We start from the raw sequence: 19,342 nt of genomic DNA, 5'->3' as shown, positions 1-19,342 counted from the left end.
GAGGGGGAGTTCTTTCGCGTCGGGCTGGGTTTTTCTCCATCCGTGGAGAAGGGGGAGGGAGTCACAAAACGGACCGACCATGGTGGGTGGGGTTTGGGCGGCGCTCCCCCCCAGACCCAGTTCGGCCCCGCGAACGACGGTCTGGTCACGCGCGGCGTCGGTGAACATGCGATGCACGAACCGCCGCCTGGAACGGTCGCGCAGGCACTGGCGCCACGCCTTCTTGGTGGCCTTGTCGAAGTGCCGTCCGACGCCGAAGCGAGTCGCGCTCGCCCAGGCGAGGAAGCCGGTCCAGGCCATGATCTCGCGGATGAGGATCGAGCCCATGATCAGCAGCGCGAGGCGCAGGATGCCTCGGGGTCGCCAGCCGAAGGTGTTGATGGCCACGAGCCGGCAGACACGCTCGGCAAGGCCGGGCCGGGAGCCGACGGCGGCCAACGCTGCCCACCCTCCGGTGTCGTGGACCACCAGTGTGACGTCGCGGAGATCGAGCTGCTCGACGAGTTCGCTGATCGCGGCAGAGGCCGTCGCGAGGGATGCCGGTGCGCGTTGGAGAGTCCCGAGCCGGGGCCATCGAGCGTGATGCACCGATGGGTGGGGGCGAGTTCCTGAATCAGGCCCTTCCACAGGAGCGGGACGGGTGTGCTTGGACATACTCCGGGCAAGCGCAACTCGTCGCAAGTACGTCGGCCCCTGGTTGCCGGAGCCGCTGGTCGACACCGCGGCCATCAACCCTGCTGACCGGGTGACACTCGATGACAGCGTCCGAACGGCGCTGTTGGCCGTGCTCCACACATTGACCCCTGCCGAGCGGGTTGCCTTCGTGCTCCATGACCGCGGTCCTCGCGCCCGACGTGGTCGGTGAGTTCGACTCGGGCGGACGCATCGCCGGCGCGCCCCATGGCCCCCAGGTCGGGGCGGAGCTGGTGTCGGTCGTCCTCGCACGCTCCCTCTTCAGCGCCGGCGCCGACTTCGCCGTCGCCGTCGCCGTCGCCGTCGCCGACATCAACGGTCAACCCGGCGTCCTTTTGTCGGTGACGGGACAGGTCATAGCCGCGATCGGTCTGGAGAGCGACGGTTGGCTGGTCCACGCGATCAGGGCCGTAGGTAATCCCGAGAAGCTCGCCCACCTCAATCGGTGAACGGGGTGCTCCCGGACGCTGATCCGGAAACCAGTCCATGTCCACGACGCCCGGGACGTCCGATCGAGCCAATCGAATTATGCTTTGTCCAGGCATTTCAGGCAGCGCACGAATAGCGTTTCCGATATGCCCGCCCGTTCGGCCGTGAGCGTCGGCCGAATGGCGCAACAGAAACATCGACATTCGTCCTACGCTGTTCCCATCGCCTTCGCGCCGGGGGAAAAGGCATTATGCGTATTCGTCGCGGACTGATCATTTCTGGACTCGTTTCGGCACTGCTTTCGCTCGGCATGTCCACCGTCGACTCCCCTGCGGGGCCGGCCGCGGCGCACGTCCACGTCCACTCGACGGACCACGACGACGGCCCGGAGCACATGGCTCAGGACCTGGTCGGCACCCCGATGCGGGTGATCGAGAAGCAGACCGCCGACACCGCGGCGCGGATCCAGCGCACCACCGGCGTGCGCCCGGGAACGTCCCGCGCCGGGGTCGCCGTGGCCGCCGACCCCGGGCTGTCGGGCGCGTGGAGCCCGGTCGTCGACACCCCGGTCGTGCCGGTCTTCACCGCGGTGCTGCCCAATGGCAAGGTGCTGATCTGGGATTCCGTGGGGGACGATGCGGCCGAATCCTATACGGACCACAGCTTCACCCGGGCGATGATCTGGAACCCGGTCGACAATACATATAAGCGAGTCGATCTGCAGGGCACCAACATCTTCTGTGCGGGCTTCGCGCATTTGAGCAACGGCAACATCCTGATCGCCGGCGGAAATGCCAATGCGCAACTTCAGGGCACGGTCCGGACATATGTCTTCAATTGGCAGAACGAGACCTGGACCCGGGGCAAGGACATGGCCGCCGCGCGCTGGTATCCGTCGGTGGCGGAGCTGGCGAACGGCGAGGAGGCCATCGTCGGTGGCGGCCCGGCGACCGCCGAGGTCTACCAGACGAACGGGGACATCCGCGCGCTCACGGGCTTCACCCAGTACGGCGGGCGGGTCTACCCGTTCATGGGCTCACGCCCGGACGCCCAGCTCGGGCTGATCGGGCCGTATACGGCGGCGTACACCGTCGTCACCTCGGGAAACGGGGTGATCACCGCGACCCGGACGCGGGACGACATCTACCGCGACTACGGCAGCTACGCCACCTATGACATCGGCAGGTCCGTCGTGGTCGGTGGCGGCAAACCGCCCACCGGCACCGCCGTGACCGTCAACAGCGGCGCCGGGCTCAACCCGTCGGTCGCGGCGACCGGATCGATGGCGACCGGCCGGCGGCAGCTCAACGCGACCCTGCTCGCCGACGGTTCGGTGCTGGCCACCGGCGGCCTGACCAGCACGGCGACGTCACCGCTGGTCGACCTGAACAATGCCGCGACCGCGGCCGAGCGCTGGGATCCGGCCACCGGCCAGTGGACCGTGCTGGCCGGCGCGGCGCGGATCCGGCAGTACCACTCGACGGCCGCGCTGCTGCCGGACGGGCGGGTGATGACCGGCGGCGGGGGCATCTGCGGCGCCTGCATGGACGTCGGCTACCTGGAGAAGAACATCGAGTACTTCAGCCCGCCGTACCTCTTCGAGAAGGACGGCAGCGGCGAACTCGCTGAACGGCCGGTCATCTCCACGGCGCCGGCCTCCGTCGGCATCCGGTCGAACTTCACGATCACCTCCGGTCAGGCGGCGGGCATCCGGAAGGTCGCGCTGGTCGGGCTCGGCGACGCCACGCACGGTGTCGACCAGGGCCAGCGGTACGTGCCGCTGAAGTTCACGACGTCCGGCACGACGCTGACCGTCACCGGCCCACCGAACGGGGGCGTGGCGCCGCCCGGCTTCTACCTGCTCTTCGTGGTGGACAGCGCCGGCGTCCCCTCGGTGGCGAAGACGGTGCAGGTGGCCAAGGGGCCCGCGCCGGTGCTGAGCCCGGTCCGGAACAACACCGGCCGGTGCATCGACGTCCCGTCGTCCGCCACCGCCGCGAAGACCTATCTGCAGGCGTACACCTGCAACGCGTCCAAGGCGCAGGCGCTGACCCTGCTGCCCGACGACAACACGCTGCGGATCATGGGCAACTGCCTCGACGTGCCGTCGAGCACGTACACCAACGGCCGCCGGATCTGGATGTACGGGTGCAACAGCACGCTCGCGCAGACCTGGCAGTTCGGCGCGGACGGCACGATCCGGCCGATCGGGAAGACCACCCTGTGCCTGGCCGCGGCGTCCTCGGTCACCAAGGCGGCCATCCAGCTCACCACCTGCAACGGCAACGCGCTGCAGAAGTGGACGCGGTAGCGTTTCGACACATGGTGGAGGTCCCGTGCCGTGTCGTGGTCACCGATCTCGACGGCACTGTCGTCCCGGCCGACGACGTGATCACCCCGGCCACCCTGGCGGCGGCGGATCGGCTGCGGGCGCTGGGCGTCCCGCTGGTCGCGGTCACCGCGCGCACCCCGGCCGGGGTGGGCAGGCTCGGCGCGTTCGCCGATCACCTCGCGCTGGCGGTGGGTAACGGCGGCGCCCGCGGCTGGGTCCCGGCGACCGGCGAGACGCTCTGGGAGGAGACCATCGCCGCCGCCGACCTGCGGGACATCGCCGCCTTCGTGCGGGCGCTGCCCGGCGCCGGGATGTCGGTGTTCGACGCCGACGGCCAGGGCATGACGGCGGCCTATCTCGAGCTGCGCGGCCGGCCGCCCCGCGAACGGTGGCGGTTGGCCGAGCTCGACGCGCTAGTCGGCCGGCCGGCGTTCGCCGCGGTGATCCGGCATGCGACGGTGAGTCCGGACGAGCTGATCGCCCGGCTGACGGCGGCCGGCTTCGCCACCCGGCTCAACCTCACCTATTCGGCGGATCGGCTGGTGGACATCGGTCCGTCGGGCGTCGACAAGGCCTCCGGCGTACGGCAGGCATTGGTTCTGCTCGGTCGCACTCCGGAGGAAGCCGTCGCCTTCGGCGACATGCCCAACGACCTGCCGATGTTCGCCTGCTGCGGGCGGTCGGTGGCGGTCGGCAACGCGCACCCCGCGGTGCGTGCCGCCGCCACCTTCACCACCGCGACCGCCGCCGAGGACGGCTTCGCGAAAGGGCTCGCCCGGCTAGGTCTGTGAGCCGATCACCGCGCTCGGTCTGCACCATTTCGGCCGCGGCGGTCCGAACGCAACATTGGCCGAACGGTCACGTCGGGCACGTGTCAGAGCTGATTGTTCATCGACGACGGTGCTCTAGCCTGTGCGAATGCCCGCCTGGTCTGTGTCCCGTGTGCTCATTCGACGAGTCGCCATCGGCGCTCTGTCGTTGTCGTTGGCGGCCGTTCTCGGCCCGTTGTCGTCCGTCCCGGCGCTCGCCAATCCGGCCGGCACCGGCCTGGTGATCAGCGAGGTCTACGTCAACGGCGGTTCGGCCGGCTCGGCGTTCGCCAACAAGTTCGTCGAGCTCTTCAACCCGACGTCGAGTGCCGTCCCGCTGACCGGCGACACGCTGCAATACCGTGCGCCGACCAGCACCGTCGTGCCCGGCGGCTCGCAGGTGTTCGCGCTGTCCGGCACGGTCGCCGCGCACGGTCACTTCCTCGTTCAGCTGCCTGGCAACGGCGCGGCCAACCCCGGGGAACCGCTGCCCGCGGCCGATCTCAGCACCGGCGGCAGCGTCAACCCGGGTGCGGGCGGCGGCACGCTCTACATCGCGGCCAGCCCGACCGGCGTGCTGCCGACCGACGCCGCGGTGATCGACAAGATCGGGTGGGGCACCAGCAACTCGCCCGAGGGCACCGCGCCGACCGGCAACTCCATCGTGCTCAGCTACCAGCGATCGGCGTCCGGGGCGGACACCGACGTCAACTCGGCCGACTTCCAGGTCGCCGCGCCGGCGCCGCAGAACGCGGCCTCCGACGGCGGCACCGGCGGCGTCGCGGTGACCAACCCGGGCGTCCAGAACGCGGTCGCCGGCACGCCGATCGCGCCGCTGACCCTCGCGGCCACGGGCGGCTCCCCGCCGTACACGTGGGGTGGGGTTGATCTGCCGCCCGGCCTCGCGATCTCCGCGGCCGGCGTCGTCTCCGGCACCCCGACCACCGCCGGCTCCTCGACCGTGACGGTGACCGCGACCGACTCGACCGGCGCCAGCGGCTCGGCCTCCTTCGGCTTCGTCGTCGCCGGCCCGCCCACCGTCCTGTCGATCGCGGAGATTCAAGGCACAACCGACACTTCGGGGTACGCGGGCCAGAACGTGATCACCGAAGGCGTCGTCACCGCCGTCTACCCCAGCGGTGGCTTCAACGGGTTCTTCCTGGAGACGGGCGGCCCCGACCAGACCCCGGGCGCCTCCGACGGGATCTTCGTGTTCGGGTCCATCTCGGCCGGTCAGGTGGCCGTCGGCGACAGCGTGCGGGTCACCGGCCGGGTGCAGGAGTTCGCCGGACTGACCGAGCTCACCGGCCCGTCGGTCACCAAGCTCGGCACGGCGCTGCCGCCGGTCACCCCGGACGCCATCCCGTGGTCCGACCTCGCCACGGACGCCCAGAAGGAGTCGCACGAGGGCGAGCTGATCGCGCCGCAGGGCACCTTCACCGTGTCGGACAACTTCGACACGAACTTCTTCGGCTCGTTCACCCTGGCCGCCGGGGACACCCCGCTGCGCCAGCCGACCGACGCCGGGCGGCCCGGCAGCCCGGAGGCGCAGGCCGCCGTCGCGGCCAACGCCGCCCGGATGGTCACCCTGGACGACGGCGCGAGCCTGAACTTCAGCAGCAGCGCCAACTCCGGCCGCCCGCTGCCCTGGCTCACCCCGGCCAACGCGGTCAGCGTCGGCGCGACGGTGACCTTCCACCAGCCGGTGATCCTGGAGTTCCGCAACTCGCTGTGGAACTTCCAGCCGCGGCAGCAGGTCATCGACGACGGCGCCGCGGTGGCGACGTTCAGCGACCGGCGCGCGGTGAACCAGCGACCGGCCGCGGTCGGCGGCAACGCGAGCCTGGCCACGTTCAACGTGGAGAACTACTTCCCGACCACCGGCGAGGTGTACGTCGCCCGGGGCCTCGGCACCTGCACCTATCACGACGACCGGGCCGGCAACCCCATCGCGGTGGACACCTGCACCGGCACCGACCGCAGCGCCGGACCGCGCGGCGCCGCGAACGCCGCCAGCTTCGCGCGGCAGCAGGCGAAGATCGTCACCGGCATCAGCCGGCTCGACGCCGGCATCGTGTCGCTGGAGGAGGTCGAGAACTCGGCGAAGTTCGGTGAGCCACGCGACACCGCGCTGGCCGGGCTGGTCGACGCGCTCAACGCCGCGGCCGGGTCGCGGGTGTGGGCGTACGTGCCGTCGCCGCCGGCCGACCAACTGCCGACGATCGCGCAGGAAGACGTGATCCGCTCGGCGTTCATCTACCAGCCCGCGGCGGTCACCCCGGTCGGGCCGTCCACCGTGCTCACCACCGAGTCGGACGCGGGCGAGCCGTTCTCCATCGCCCGCGAGCCGCTGGCGCAGGGCTTCAAGAAGGCCGGCGCGAGCGACACCGACGCGTTCCTGGTGGTCACCAACCACTGGAAGTCCAAGGGCAGCGGCACCCCGCTCTACGACGGCGACCTCGAGGACACGTCGTCGCCGGCGGTGAACCAGGGCGCGTTCAACGCCACCCGGGTGCGGGAGGCGCAGCTCGTCGACGCGTTCGCCACGCAGACGGCGGCGGCGCTCGGCACGAACCGCATCTTCCTGGTCGGCGACTTCAACGCGTACACCCACGAGGATCCGATGCAGGTCCTCTACACCGCCGGCTACACCGATCTGGGCAGCGCCTATGACCCGAAGGAGTGGACGTACTCCTTCAACAGCATGCAGGGGTCACTCGACCACGTGCTGGCCAACCCGGCCGCCCGCGCGCTGGTGACCGGCGCGGACGTGTGGCAGATCAACGCGCAGGAGGCGGTGGCGTACTCGTACAGCCGCTACAACTACAACGCCACGCTGCTGTTCAACGGCGACGACCCGTTCGCGGCCTCCGACCACGACCCGGTGATCGTCGGGCTGAACCTGCCGTCGACGCCGGCCTGGAGCGCCGGAAAGGTCTACACCGCCGGCGACACGGTGACCTATCAGGGATCCACCTGGACGGCGCTGTGGTGGACGCTGAACCAGAAACCGGGCGACCCCTACGGTCCGTGGCAGCAGATCGTGACCGCGCCGGACGGCACGGCGGTCTGGACCCCGTCACGCGTCTTCACCACCGGCGACGTCGTGGTCCATCAGGGACATCGGTACGTGGCCCGGTGGTGGACCCGCAACCAGACGCCGGGCCAGCCGTGGGGCCCGTGGCGGCTGCTCAGCTGAGGGCCATAACGGGGTCGCGCGTACGGGTCGCCTTGCCCCATCATTACCGCCGTGTCGACGACCATTGTGGACCTCTGCCCGGACTGTGGATCCGCGCTCACCTCGCTGCCCGACGAAGACCCGTGGTGCGGCGCGTGTGAGTGGAACCTCGGGCACTTCCCGGAGGATCCGCACGCCAGCTGGTTCTGGCGGCGCATCGAGGCGGCGGACCAGCGTGCCGGGTTCCGGTCCGACCTGCGGCTCGCGCAGTCGCCGACCGGGCTCGACGGTTACGGACGCGACTTCTGGCTGCTGGCCGGGCTGTCCGCCGCGATCACCCTCGCGGCGGTCGCGGCGCTCGGCTTCGGCGTCTGGCTGCTGGTGGCGGGCGGTTCGTTCTGGCCGTTCGTCTCCGGGCTGCTGCTGATCTTCCTCGCGGTTCTGCTGCGGCCCCGGTTCGGGCGGCTGCGGCCGATGCTCAAGAGCAGCTACCGGGTCGAGACTCGGCAGGCGCCGGGCCTGCACGCGCTGATCGACCGGATCGCCGCCGAGCTGCGGACGCCGCGGCCGGACGTGCTGCTGATCGACTTCGACTGGAACGCGGACGTGTCCACCGTGGGCTTCCGGCGGCGGAAGGTGCTGCGGCTAGGCGTGCCGCTGCTGCTGGCCCTGCAACCGCAGCAGGTCGTCGCCCTGCTGGCGCACGAGCTCGGCCATCTGCAGCAGGACGACAATCTGCGCGGCTGGCTCACCCAACCGGCCCGCAGCACGTTCGGCCGGCTCTCCCGGCTGATCCGCCCGCCGCGGGTGTCCGCGCTCGAACTCGGTCCCGGCTTCCACCTGGTCTGGCTGCTGGCCTGGCAGCTGACCGGCGGGCTATTGTCGTGGTTGCTGTTCGCCGTGCACCTGAGCATCAACGCGGTGGCCGCGCGCGACGACCGGGCGGTGGAATCGCGCGCGGACGCGGTGTCGGCGCGGGCGGCCGGCAGCGCGGCGGCGATGGAGGCGATGGACGTGCTGGCCATGCTGCCGATGCTGACCGGGTTCGTGCAGCACCACGTGCCGAAGGACGAGGCCGCGGTGACCTGGCGCCGCATGCTGCGTGCGGTGCAGGACCGCGAGGCGGCTGCGACCTCAGCCTGGCGCCAGCTTTCGACGCGAACGACGGCCTCGCTGTTCGCCTCGCACCCCGCACCCGGCCGGCGGCACCAGTGGCTGGCCACGCAACCGACCGCGGCGCCCGCGGTCGTGCTCACTGCCGACGAGGCCGCCGCCATCGAGCGCGAGATTCGGCCCTACGCCGAGGCGCTGCACCGCACGATGCTGCACCACGTCGTCGAGTGAGGGGGTCGCGGCATCCCGGGCAGGGATGCCGCGACCTTTCTTCGTCAGGCCGCCGGTTGATAGCCGTCGGGCCGGGTGGTGAAGGCCCCACGACCATGGGTACGCCCGCGGAGCCGCGTCGCGTAGCCGAACAACTCGGCCAGCGGCACCGCGGCGGTCACCACCGCCGTGCCGGCCCGCATCTGCGTGCCGGTCACCTGCCCGCGGCGTGCGGCCAGGTCGCCGAGCACCGCACCGACCGCGTCGTCGGGCACCGTCGCGGTGAGCTCCACGACCGGCTCGAGCAGCACCAGCACGCACCGCGCCAGCGCTGCCCGGAGGCCGAGCTTGCCGGCCGCCCGGAACGCGAGCTCCGACGAGTCCTTCGGATGGGTCGCCCCGTCGACCAGGGTGACCCGCAGCCCGGTCACCGGGTGGCCACCCAGCGGACCCTCGGCCAGTGCCTCGCGGCAGCCGGCCTCGACGGCACGGACGAACTCGCGCGGCACCCGGCCGCCGGTGACCGCCGACGCGAACGCGAAGTCGCCGCCGGCCAGCGGTTCGACGTCCAGCACGACGTGAGCGAACTGCCCGGCGCCGCCGTCCTGCTTGACGTGCCGGTAGACCAGCCCGCTCACCCCGGTCACGACCGTCTCCCGATAGGAGACCCGGGGCCGGCCCACCGAGAGGGTGAGCCCGTTCTGCCGCAGCTTCTCGATGGCCACCTCCAGATGCAGCTCGCCCTGCCCGGACAACACGGTCTGCCCGGTCTCGGCGTCGGTCCGCACGCTGAGCGACGGGTCCTGCTCGACCAGCCCGGCCAGCCCGGACACCATCCGGTCGGTGTCCGTGCCGGTCTTCGCCTCGACCGCGATCGACACCACCGGTTCCGCCGAGCGCGGCGGTTCCAGCAGCACCGGGGTGCCGGGTGCGCACAGGGTCGCACCCGTCCGGGCCGCCTTGACGCCGATCACGGCGACGATGTCACCGGCGACCGCCCGGTCGACGTCGGTGTGCCGGTCGGCCTGCACGCGCAGGATCCGGCCGACCCGCTCGGTGCGCCCGGCGCCGGCGTCGAGCACCTGCGCGCCCTTGCGCAGCGTGCCCTGATAGACGCGCAGGAACGTCAACCGGCCGGTCGGCGCCGTGTGCACCTTGAACACCAGCGCGGCCAGCGCCGCCGCCGGATCGCCCGCGGGCGCCGGCAGATAGGCGACCACCGCGTCCAGCAGGGCCGCCACGCCGATGTTCCGGTATGCCGATCCGCAGAGCACCACCACACCGGCGCCGGTGCGCGTGATGTCCCGCAGTGCGGCGACCAGGGTGTCGTCGGCGAGCTGCCCCGCCGTACAGAACTCGGTGAACGCGCCCGGATGCAGCTCCGCGACCGACTCCTCCAGCCGCCGGCGGCCGGCGACCGCCTCGGCGGGCGCGGACGCCGGAAGGTGCACGAGGTCGACGACTCCGGTGAAGTCGCCCTCGGTGCCTACCGCGTGCTGGACGAGCAGCGGCGTGACCCGCAGCCGGTCCTGGATGGACGCGGCCGCGGCGGCCAGATCGGCGCCCGCGCGGTCGAGCTTGTTCACGAACGCGATCCGCGGCACCCGATGCCGGTCGGCCTGACGCCACACCGATTCGGACTGCGGCTCGACCCCGGCGACGGCGTCGAACACCGCCACCGCGCCGTCCAGCACGCGCAACGATCGCTCGACCTCGTCGGCGAAGTCGACGTGGCCCGGGGTGTCGATCAGGTTGAGGTCATGGTCCTTCCATCGGCAGGAGACCGCGGCCGCGAAGATGGTGATGCCGCGGTCGCGCTCCTGGGGGTCGAAGTCGGTAACGGTGTTCCCGTGATGCACCTCGCCGGTCTTGTAGGTGGCGCCGGTGGCATAGAGGATCCGTTCGGTCAGGGTGGTCTTGCCCGCGTCGACGTGGGCGAGGATGCCGAGGTTACGAAGTCTTTCGCGCATGGCCGCAAGGCCCTTTCACGAGATGATCGGGAAAAGGAGGACGTGCGACACCCCTGACCCCGCAACCATTCATCGGCACGCGGTCAGGGCAGCGAAGACACCTTGATCAGCTCGCGCAGCGGCGAGAAGACGACGGCGGTGCGGTCACGCACGACGGTCTCCTTCGCTCACTTCAGACGGGTACGGGCAGTTTAGCGACTTCCGCGGCGGCCGAAACTCAATTAACGCTCAGCGGTTCGGGCCATGGAGTCGATCTCCAGAAGTGGCTACGGTCCGCCGGTGACCTCGAGAAACCAGCTTCGCCGCACCGCCGCTGTTCTGGCCGGCGCCGTCCTCGGGCTGGCCGTCGTCTCGCCCGCGCAGGCTGCGACCGGGGAGCTGACCGCGACCGTTTCGTGCACGGCGGACGGTTGGGAGGTCGCCTGGGAGCTGACGACGGCGGAGACGGACGGCGCCGAAGGGGTGATCGGGCGGCCTTCGGCGGGGGTGGAGCTCCATGTGGAACCAGGCGGACCCCCGACCCACGGTCCGCAGACGACGACTTTCGTCGAAGGCGCGAAGGTCAGCGGTGACACCGCCGTCACCGAGGTCCTCTCCTATGTCCCGAACTACCGGAGCGCGCGCCTCAGTTTCACGCTGACCTGGAACGACGGGGACACCAAACAGGTTCAGGCGAAGGCTGAAGCGCCGACCGACTGCACCTGGAAGCCACCGACGCGGCCCGACGGGGTCCCGGTGCCGAATCACTTCGGCCAGTCCACCTGCTGGCAGTTCATCGTCGGCCTGGAAAACCCGGCGAAGTTTCCCGACACGGTAAAGCTGCACGTAAAGACCAGCAAAGGTGAGCAGTTCACTCTGGTCGCCAAGCCGGGCGAGAGGAAGACCAGGTCTTTCCGGGAGCCGGCCGGCTTCATCGTGCACATCACGCCCGAAGGCTTTCCCGCGCCCGGCCAGTTCGGCGAAGACACCCGCAAGCCGCACACCTACACCTACACGCCGTTTCCCGAATGCTCCAAGCCGGCCGGCAACACTGGTGGTGGTGCCGCCGGCGGCAACGGTGAGAGTCTGCCCGTGACCGGCGCGGCGGCCGGGACCGTCGCCGGCCTCGCTGCCCTGCTGCTCGCCTCCGGCGCGGTCCTCTTCGCGATCGCCCGCCGCCGCAGGATGCGGTTCACCGCCTGATCGTCACCCTCGTCAGTTCTTCGGAGACCTGCCAGACGCGCTTGGCCTCGTCCGCGCTGCCGAGGCGGGAGTACAGCTTCTGCTCCGCGGGCGGGCCGCTCAGATGCCCGGGACCGCTCGGCCCGTAGAAGCCGGCGTCCCGGCCCTCCGGCAGTGTCGCCGCATAGAGAGCCGGCAGCGCCGCCGTCTCCACGGTGCCGGCCAGGATGCCGCGGGCGGACATCATCCGGATGATGCGCACGCCGATGGTGTCCTTGTCCCGGCCGAGCTCGGTGCGGGCGGCGAGCAGGTTCGTCGGGGCGATGCCCGGGTGGCAGATGTTGCTGGTGACGCCCCAGCCGCCGGCCTGGCTGCGCCGGCTCAGTTCGAGGCCGAAGAGCCCGAGCGCGATCTTGGATTGGCTGTACGCCCGCCGCCCGTCGTACGAGCGCTCCCAGTTCAGGTCGTCCCAGTTGATCGCGTTCTGGTTGGCCGAGACGCTGAGCTGAGTGGTCACGCGTGCGCGGCCGGCCCGGAGCAGCGGCATCAGGTGGGCCACGAGCGCGAAGTGGCCGAGGTGGTTGGTGCCCCATTGGAGCTCGTACCCGTCGGCGGTGGTCTGCCTGTCGGGCGGAGTCATCACGCCGGCGTTGTTGATCAGCAGGTGGATCGGGCGGTCCTCGCTGAGCAGGTCGACGCCGAGCGCGGCCACCGACTCCAGCGAGCTCAGGTCGAGCTCGCGCAGGGTCACGGCCGCACCCGGATGCCGCTGCTTGATCCGCGCGATCGCGGCTTCGCCCTTGCTGGTGTTGCGGACGGGCATGACGACCTCGGCGCCGGCCGCGGCGAGGCGGGTCGCCAGCACCAGGCCGACACCGTCACTGGCGCCGGTGACGACGGCCCGCCTGCCGCTGAGGCTGGGTACGGTGATGTCCGGTTGTGTTCGTGGCATCCGCTGACTCCATCGCTCGACCTGTTGTGACGATCTCAGGATGCGTTGCGCGGCGTTGCGTTATCCACGGCCTGCTGATCCGAGGCTGAACAGTCAGTTCGTCCAGAACTCGGCCCGGTCGATGCTGACGAAGGCGGCGCCCGCGGCCGCGCTCTTCTCGCCGGTCACCCGCACCCGGACGGTGTGCGTGCCGTGGGCGAGTCGCGGGCTCAGGTAGTTCACCGCTTCGCCCACCCGGATCGCGCCGTACATGTCGATCCGTTGCTCGGCGCCGTTGTCGACGCGGATCGCGGCGATGCCGTTGCCGGTGTCGCGCACCGAGAGCAGCGCCAGCCGGGTGCCGGTGAAGGTGAACGTCGCGGTCGCGCCGGCCTGGTTCGTCCAGTGGTCGTCGCCCCAGAAACAGGCCGCGGCGCAGCCGGTGCCGGAATTCCAGACGCCGGCATAGGCGAGAGCGCCACCACCCGAGGACCGGCCGTCGTTGTTGATCCAGCCGGTGGACGGTCCCGGATCACCGGCCGGCAGGTCCTGGGTGGCGCCGATGGCCAGCGGCTGCCCGAGGTTCGGGCTCCCGTCCACGCTGAAGCCGATCCGCTGCACCCGGGTGGTGCGGTTGCTGTATGTGAAGACGCTGGTGGTCTTCGCGTGGTAGACGATCCAGGTCTCGGTGCCGTCCGGGCTGGTGAAGAAGCCGTGGTGGCCGGGCCCGAACACCCCGCGGGCGTCCTGCCGCGCGAAGAGAGCGCCGTTGTGCTGCTGCCAGCTGGCCCGGTTGAGCGGGTCCGCGCCGGACGCCACGCTCATCATCCACAGTCCGTAGTCCGGCTTGCCGGTGTCGCAGACCGAATAGGTCATCCAGGTGCGCCCGCCCCGATAGAGGAACGCCGGCCCCTCACGCACCTCCGGGCAGTGCCCGGCCGCATTCAGCGACACCGCGTTCCCGGACACGGTCCACGGGTTCGACAGCGGCGCGATGTTGATGCCGTTGTGCTGGAACTCGTTCAGCCCGCTCCACATCAGATAGAGCCGCCCGTTGTGCCGCATGAGCCCGGCGTCGATGGCGAACACGTCCCGGTTGGGCGGCACCAGACGAGCCTTGAAACTGTACGGCCCGGCCGGGTCGTCACCGGCCGACTCCAGCACGAACAGCCGGTGGTTCTCGTCCACGCCGTTGTCCGCGGTGTAGTAGAGGTACCAGCGGTTGTTCACCCGGTAGAGCTCCGGCGCCCAGACGTGCTGGTTGCGCGACGGGTCGGTGTCGCGCCAGACCTGGATGGCCGGCGCGGTCAGCAGCGTCGCCACACTGCGCGAGCGACGGATCCGTATCGCGTCGCCCTCGGTCATGAGCAGGTAGTAGTTCCCGTTGAAATAGGTCATGAACGGGTCCGGCCCGGTGCCGACCGGGTTGCGGAAGGTGCCGGCCGCGGCGAGCGCCGGGGTGGTGGCCGTCAGGCCGGAGAGGACCAGGGTGAGGGCGGTGATGATCGCTGTCCACCGGCGCAGTCGGGGCATGCGGACACGATACATCGAAGATGTTGAATTAAGAGAAGTATTGTGCGGACGTGATCGCCTTCAAATCGCGTCGACCAGCTGTTCCGGGGTCTCGATCTGCGGCAGGTGCCCGGCGCCGTCACGTCGGCGACCGGCGCGCCGGGCACGTCGAGACCGACCGCGCCGACCAGGATCGCGCCGCTGACCCGCGGGCTGCCCAGCAGCGCGAGCTCGGCGGCGATCCAGCCGCCGACCGAGTTGCCGATCACGGTGACGTGCCGCGCGTCCAGTTCGTCCAGCAGCGCCGCGTAGAGCCGGGCCAGGTCTCCGATGCCGCGCATCCGGTCCGGCCGTGGGGTGCCACCGAAGCCAGGGTGGGTCGGCATGATCACCCGGGTGCGCCGGCGGGCGGCCAGCCGGTCTCCGAACCCGGCGACCGAGGCAACGCCGGCTCCGCCGTGCAGCAGCAGGAACGTGTCGACGCGGTCGTGGATCCGCACGGTCACCGGCACCGCGCCGATGCCGGGAACCTCGGTGGTGATGGTCATGCCCCCAGCGTTGCCGAATACTCGACCTCTGGATCATGTGGGACACGACCGCCGGGCCGTGGCGGGCGGCGGCGCGGGCGAACCTGCTCGACTTCCGGGCCGAGCACGCCCGGCACGCCGGTGACCCGGGGTTCGCCGCGCTGGTCGACGAACTGTCCGGGCTGAGCGACCTGTTCCGCGAGTGGTGGTCGGAGCACGAGGTGAGCGTGCTGGAGCCGTCCCGCAAGACGATCGGGCACGCCATGCTGGGAACGCTGAGCCTGCTGCAGACCCAGGCGCGCCCCGTCCACCGGCCGGCGCTGCGACTGCGCATCCTGGTGCCGGCGGACGAGGCGACCCGTGCGGCGCTGGCAACGATCTAGGGGCCGGCCGGCGCAGGCGATGATCTAGGGACAGGCCGGGGCGACGAAGGTGGGCCGCACGCCGATCGTGAACCGGCAGCCGAAATCTGGCCGGGCGACCTTTCGCCGGTTCAGGAGGTCGTCGCCGGCCGGCCGCTTGCCGCTGCGCACCCAGCGCACCAGGTCGTCGAATCCCGCCTGCAATTCGGCCGGGGTGAACTCGCAATGGCCCACGGCCCGGATCGCCCGGCTGACGAGCAGCCTCGACTGCCGGTGCGCGGCCACCTCGCGGGCATAGATCTGCTCCATCGACAGCGGCACGAACAGGTCGCCGATGGTGTGCAGGGACAGCACCGGAATGCGCGGATCACCCTTGACGGCCGGGATGCCGGTGAGATCGTTGCTGGCGGAAGCCGTCCGGCGTACCCGGAGAACGTCTCTGTTGATCTTGATTTCGGCCCGGCTCAGCCACCATTCGTCGTCGAGCTGATAGAGCGTGCGGGAATTGTCGGTGACGTTGCCGCGGGCGATTCCGGCGGTGCCGCCGGACAATCCCGGATAGACGCCGAACAGGAACGGCACGTCGGTGTTGGGAGCCAGGCCGGGCCGGGAGTTCCAGAATGCCCAGGCACTGCCGAAACCGGGCCGGTCGCCACCGGAACGCCGCTCGATCGCCTCGCCCCAGGTCACTCCCAGCGGCGTGAAGGTCGGGGTGGTGCCCACACCGAGATTGGCGCCGAGCAGCGGCAGTCGCTGTTTGACGCTCTCCCGAAATGTCGCCTCTTCGGCCGGGAAAGTGATCGGATTGCCGGTCAGCGCCGCGGCGGTGACATTGGCGTCGAGGAAATAGTCGTAGAGCGCGGTGTCGCCGATGGGTCCGCAATACGGCATGGCCCCGGCGAACGTTCTCCGGAATTTCTCGACCGCGACCGCGGTGACGTGCCCGCCCATCGAGGCGCCGGTCAGGTAGACGCTCTTCGCGGCGATGCCGGTGACCGCGGCGAATCTCCCGATCAGCGCCTGGGAGTCGCGCACGCCCTGACCGACGTCGTACCCGTTGGTCTGATAGCTGGAGGCGGCCCACGCGAAACCCCGGGCGACGTAGTGCGCGCGCAGTGCGCCCGGGTTGTCGACATAGACCGTGGTGCCCTGGCCGCGATAACCGTGGGCATAGATGACGAGTTCGCCGTTCCAGGCCAGCGGCTTCTCGATGCGATAGGCGGCGCCGTCGGCGATTCCGGTGTGCACGGTGCTGATCGGCGCGCCGGCCGCATCGGTCAGCGGCACGAACGGCGCCCCGGTCACCTCGCACCGGGGATCGGCGACGGTGTAGCCGGGCTGCGTGGTGCTCGGCACCGGCGGCAGTGGACAGGTGACCGGCTCGGCTGCCCGAGCGGGCGCCGGCGCGACGAACAACACGGCAAGCAGACCGGCAGCCGCGACGAGCTGGCCGGAACGGGATCGACTCATGTGAACTCCCCTCCCGCCGAGTGCAGTCCGCGGCCGATCCGGTGTCAAGGGCCGGGCATCCAGGCCGGCGATTTCGCCGATGCCCCGTGCCGAGTCCGGCCGGCGCCATGGCCACATGGCGATTCCCTCAGGCCCGGGTCACCTGCGGGATCGGCGTTTGAGCTGCGGCGCGAGCAACAGGTAGCTGAGCACCGCGGCGGCGACCAGCAGCACCGGCACCAGCCAGGCCCACGGCCCCCGGCCCTCCTCCAGCACCAGCACCGGCGTCGTCGCCTGCACCGGCGACGGCGACGGTTGCGACTGCGGCGGCGCACTGGCCTCCGGGCGGGCCGCGGCGGCCAGCAGTTCCGGTTTCGGCTGATCGGTCGGCGCCTGCCAGCCGGGCGGCGCCGGGGCCGCGATGCCGCGGTAGGTGAACCGGATCTCGCCCTTCACCGCGTCCCCGTCGGACGCCACGTTGTGATAGGTCACCAGGTATTGGCCGGCGGCCGGCAGATGCGCCAGCTTCACCGTGACCGGGAAGCCGGTGTCGTAGAGCAGCGGCTCCCACTTGCCGTCCTTGAGCTGAAACTCGCGGACCGGCTTGGCGAGCCGGACCGGCTCGGCGTTCGACCAGCCGGCGTCGACGCGTACGCCGGTCGGCGCGGTGATCGTGAAGTGCGCGAACGGCGCGGGCTTCTCGGTGAACGTCAACGAGACCGCGTCGACCCGGTCGGTGACCGTGCTGCCGTTCGCCGGCGTGCTGGCCGCGAGGGTGCCGTGGGCCAGCACCGGCGACGGCCCGGCCAGCGCCCCGGCGAGCAGGCCCGCGAGCACGACGGCGAGGACACGGCAGGCGCTCGAACGACTCACCGCCGCAGGTTATCCCGCTCCGCCCGGGGTGGACAGACGTGAGTCGATCTCGGTCCGGGTCGGGTAGTGCTTGCGAGGCGGATCAGCAGGGCCGCGGTCCGGCCGATCGTGTAACGGATGCGGGGCCTGCGGTCGGTCACCGCCTTCGCGATCCGCCGGGCCGCCTCGTCGGCGGTCACCCCGGCCTCGGTGAACGCGGCGACGTGCGCGGGCAGGGCGCGCATCAGGCCGCCGTAGCGGGCGTTCTGGTCGGCGGTCATCCCGGCTTCGAGGCGGCTCAGACTCGACAGGCCGTGGCCGGACATCGCGGTCCGGACGCCGCCCGGTTCGACCACCACCACCGGCACGCCGTGCGGCGCCAGCTCCTGACGCAGCGCGTCGCTCATCGCCTCCAGCGCGAACTTGCTGCTCGCGTACGCCCCATAACCGGCCATCGACAGCCTGCCGTTCACCGAACTGATGTTGACCACGCGGCCCGAGCTGCGCAGCAGCGCGGGCAGGAATGCCTGGACGACGGCGGCGAGGACGTGGAATCCCTGGCGGGCCAACTCCTTGGCGGTGGCCGCGCCCATCCCGGTCGAAGCGCCGGTCACGATCACAAGCTCTGGCATGTCATGTGACGTTGTCATGCGAACGAGCCTGGCGCATTCATGTGACGCTGTCAAGTGAGTCGCGTGACATTGTCATCCGAAGGCCGGTAGCATGACGCCATGCCCAGCCGCGCCGAATCCGCCGCCGCCACCCGTCGCGCCCTGCTCGAAGCGGCGGCCGAGCTGCTCGATCATGGAGGCGTCGAGGCGGTGACGCTGCGTGCGGTGGCCGCGCGCGCCGGCGTGACCCGCGGCGCGCCCTACGGGCACTTCGCGGACAAGGAGAGCCTGCTGATCGCGATCGGCACGCGCGCCTGGGACCGGCTCGGCGATCAGGCGGAGGCCTTGCGTACGGATGCCGGCCTGTCCCCCACCGACCAGCTGCGTGGCCTGCTCCTCGGGCTGATCGGCCTGGGTCGCGCCCAGCCGCATCTGTACCAGCTGATGTTCAGCAATCCGGCGGGCGATCCGACCGCCCTGGCCCGTGCCGCCGAGCGCAGCCAGAACGAGTTCCTGGCAATCGTCGCCCGGCTGGTCGGCGAGCCGGACGCGCGGCGTTACGGAGCGTTGCTCTTCGCGAGCGCGGACGGGATCGCCGGCATGGAGGCGAGCAACCAGCTCGCCGACAAGAAGTGGGGGCTCACCGCCGAGGAGCTGATCGACACGCTGCTCGACATGATCCCCGCCGGCTAGATCCCGACGGTTACCTGGCCGCCGCACTGCAGGAGATCGTCAGCGCCACCGCGGTAGGGAGTCCAGCGCGTCCGTCAGCCGCTCGAGGCCATCCTTGACCAACCGGCCGTACCAGTCGTCGCCGAGCGCGCCCATCCCCGCGCGCGCCCGCCTCAGGTGCTCGCGGGCCCGATCGAGATCGCCGAGCCTGCGATAGCAATCACCCAGGTTGAGGTGCAGCGACGGATGGAGGCCGGCCACGGAGAGATTCACCCCGGCCTGCGCGACCCGATCGTCGGTGAGCAGTTCAACCGCGGCGAGCGCCCGCAGATCCCAGAGCAGTTCCTGCCGGACATCGTCCTGCACGTCGGCCATCGAGTGCGCGAGGACGCAGACGTGCAGCGGATCGCCCTGCTCGCCGCCGATCTCATCCCAGATCTCCGCGAACAGGAGCCGGGCGGCTTCCCGCTCGCCCTGCCGATGGTGCAGGTCCACGCCCTGCGCGATGCGGGCCATCGTCTGATCGATCAC

The 19,342-nt window shown here is 70.8% G+C and carries 17 protein-coding genes; 8 read left to right on the top strand and 9 right to left on the bottom strand.

Translation table 11 applies throughout. The annotated features are described in order from the left end of the window. Positions 1-438 (bottom strand): hypothetical protein (locus ACZ6TI_RS40640; protein ID WP_465350596.1); only part of this gene is annotated, 438 nt, incomplete at its 3' end. A 392-nt stretch (positions 439-830) separates the two neighbouring features. On the opposite strand from ACZ6TI_RS40640, the gene ACZ6TI_RS40635 reads away from it, so the two are divergent. The 5 genes from ACZ6TI_RS40635 (at position 831) to ACZ6TI_RS40615 (ending at position 8,785) form a co-directional block, all read left to right on the top strand. Next, the gene (locus ACZ6TI_RS40635) at positions 831-1,142 is read left to right on the top strand and encodes a hypothetical protein (protein ID WP_465350595.1); all 312 of its coding nucleotides are present in this window, start codon (positions 831-833) and stop codon (positions 1,140-1,142) included. Between the two features lie 290 nt (positions 1,143-1,432). Beyond that, the gene (locus tag ACZ6TI_RS40630) at positions 1,433-3,433 is read left to right on the top strand and encodes a galactose oxidase-like domain-containing protein (RefSeq protein WP_465350594.1); all 2,001 of its coding nucleotides are present in this window, start codon (positions 1,433-1,435) and stop codon (positions 3,431-3,433) included. An 11-nt stretch (positions 3,434-3,444) separates the two neighbouring features. After that, entirely contained in the window at positions 3,445-4,245 is an 801-nt protein-coding gene (locus ACZ6TI_RS40625; RefSeq protein WP_465350593.1) for an HAD family hydrolase, read from the top strand. 127 nt (positions 4,246-4,372) lie between these two features. Continuing rightward, positions 4,373-7,462 carry an ExeM/NucH family extracellular endonuclease gene (locus ACZ6TI_RS40620; RefSeq protein ID WP_465350592.1) on the top strand — a complete coding sequence of 1,030 codons (3,090 nt, stop codon included), beginning with the start codon at positions 4,373-4,375 and terminating at the stop codon, positions 7,460-7,462. Positions 7,463-7,513: 51 nt separating this feature from the next. Beyond that, positions 7,514-8,785, top strand: coding sequence for a M48 family metallopeptidase (locus tag ACZ6TI_RS40615; RefSeq protein ID WP_465350591.1), 1,272 nt, complete (start codon positions 7,514-7,516; stop codon positions 8,783-8,785). 44 nt (positions 8,786-8,829) lie between these two features. On the opposite strand, the gene ACZ6TI_RS40610 is transcribed toward ACZ6TI_RS40615, so the two are convergent. Next, complete coding sequence (locus ACZ6TI_RS40610) at positions 8,830-10,734, bottom strand: elongation factor G (protein WP_465350590.1); 1,905 nt, start codon at positions 10,732-10,734, stop codon at positions 8,830-8,832. 243 nt (positions 10,735-10,977) lie between these two features. On the opposite strand from ACZ6TI_RS40610, the gene ACZ6TI_RS40605 reads away from it, so the two are divergent. Continuing rightward, a complete protein-coding gene (locus tag ACZ6TI_RS40605; protein ID WP_465350589.1) occupies positions 10,978-11,916 on the top strand; it encodes an LPXTG cell wall anchor domain-containing protein in 939 nt (312 codons plus the stop codon). Here ACZ6TI_RS40605 and ACZ6TI_RS40600 read toward each other — a convergent pair. The 3 genes from ACZ6TI_RS40600 to ACZ6TI_RS40590 all read right to left on the bottom strand — a co-directional run bounded on the left by ACZ6TI_RS40600 (position 11,906) and on the right by ACZ6TI_RS40590 (position 14,886). After that, entirely contained in the window at positions 11,906-12,847 is a 942-nt protein-coding gene (locus ACZ6TI_RS40600) for an SDR family oxidoreductase (protein WP_465350588.1), read from the bottom strand. The genes ACZ6TI_RS40605 and ACZ6TI_RS40600 overlap by 11 nt on opposite strands. A gap of 93 nt (positions 12,848-12,940) precedes the next feature. Continuing rightward, entirely contained in the window at positions 12,941-14,359 is a 1,419-nt protein-coding gene (locus tag ACZ6TI_RS40595) for a glycoside hydrolase family 43 protein (RefSeq protein WP_465350587.1), read from the bottom strand. Then, positions 14,296-14,886 carry an alpha/beta fold hydrolase gene (locus ACZ6TI_RS40590; RefSeq protein ID WP_465350586.1) on the bottom strand — a complete coding sequence of 197 codons (591 nt, stop codon included), beginning with the start codon at positions 14,884-14,886 and terminating at the stop codon, positions 14,296-14,298. The genes ACZ6TI_RS40595 and ACZ6TI_RS40590 overlap by 64 nt, the downstream gene beginning before the upstream one ends. 35 nt (positions 14,887-14,921) lie before the next feature. Here ACZ6TI_RS40590 and ACZ6TI_RS40585 point away from each other — a divergent pair, with 35 nt between their 5' ends. Then, complete coding sequence (locus ACZ6TI_RS40585) at positions 14,922-15,248, top strand: MmyB family transcriptional regulator (RefSeq protein WP_465350585.1); 327 nt, start codon at positions 14,922-14,924, stop codon at positions 15,246-15,248. A gap of 24 nt (positions 15,249-15,272) precedes the next feature. On the opposite strand, the gene ACZ6TI_RS40580 is transcribed toward ACZ6TI_RS40585, so the two are convergent. From ACZ6TI_RS40580 to ACZ6TI_RS40570, 3 genes are all read right to left on the bottom strand, one after another. Further along, positions 15,273-16,697: an alpha/beta hydrolase family protein gene (locus ACZ6TI_RS40580; RefSeq protein ID WP_465350584.1), complete on the bottom strand. Its 1,425-nt coding sequence runs from the start codon at positions 16,695-16,697 to the stop codon at positions 15,273-15,275. Positions 16,698-16,835: 138 nt separating this feature from the next. Then, positions 16,836-17,549 carry a copper resistance CopC family protein gene (locus ACZ6TI_RS40575; protein ID WP_465350583.1) on the bottom strand — a complete coding sequence of 238 codons (714 nt, stop codon included), beginning with the start codon at positions 17,547-17,549 and terminating at the stop codon, positions 16,836-16,838. After that, a complete protein-coding gene (locus ACZ6TI_RS40570; RefSeq protein ID WP_465350582.1) occupies positions 17,546-18,160 on the bottom strand; it encodes an SDR family NAD(P)-dependent oxidoreductase in 615 nt (204 codons plus the stop codon). The genes ACZ6TI_RS40575 and ACZ6TI_RS40570 overlap by 4 nt, the downstream gene beginning before the upstream one ends. Before the next feature lie 99 nt (positions 18,161-18,259). On the opposite strand from ACZ6TI_RS40570, the gene ACZ6TI_RS40565 reads away from it, so the two are divergent. Beyond that, positions 18,260-18,832: a TetR/AcrR family transcriptional regulator gene (locus tag ACZ6TI_RS40565; RefSeq protein WP_465350581.1), complete on the top strand. Its 573-nt coding sequence runs from the start codon at positions 18,260-18,262 to the stop codon at positions 18,830-18,832. Positions 18,833-18,871: 39 nt separating this feature from the next. Here ACZ6TI_RS40565 and ACZ6TI_RS40560 read toward each other — a convergent pair whose 3' ends face one another. Beyond that, positions 18,872-19,327: a tetratricopeptide repeat protein gene (locus ACZ6TI_RS40560; protein ID WP_465350580.1), complete on the bottom strand. Its 456-nt coding sequence runs from the start codon at positions 19,325-19,327 to the stop codon at positions 18,872-18,874. Positions 19,328-19,342: the final 15 nt, after the last annotated feature.

Source organism: Actinoplanes sp. NPDC051388 (genome assembly GCF_055586225.1).
This window is presented reverse-complemented; position numbering and strand designations above follow the sequence as displayed.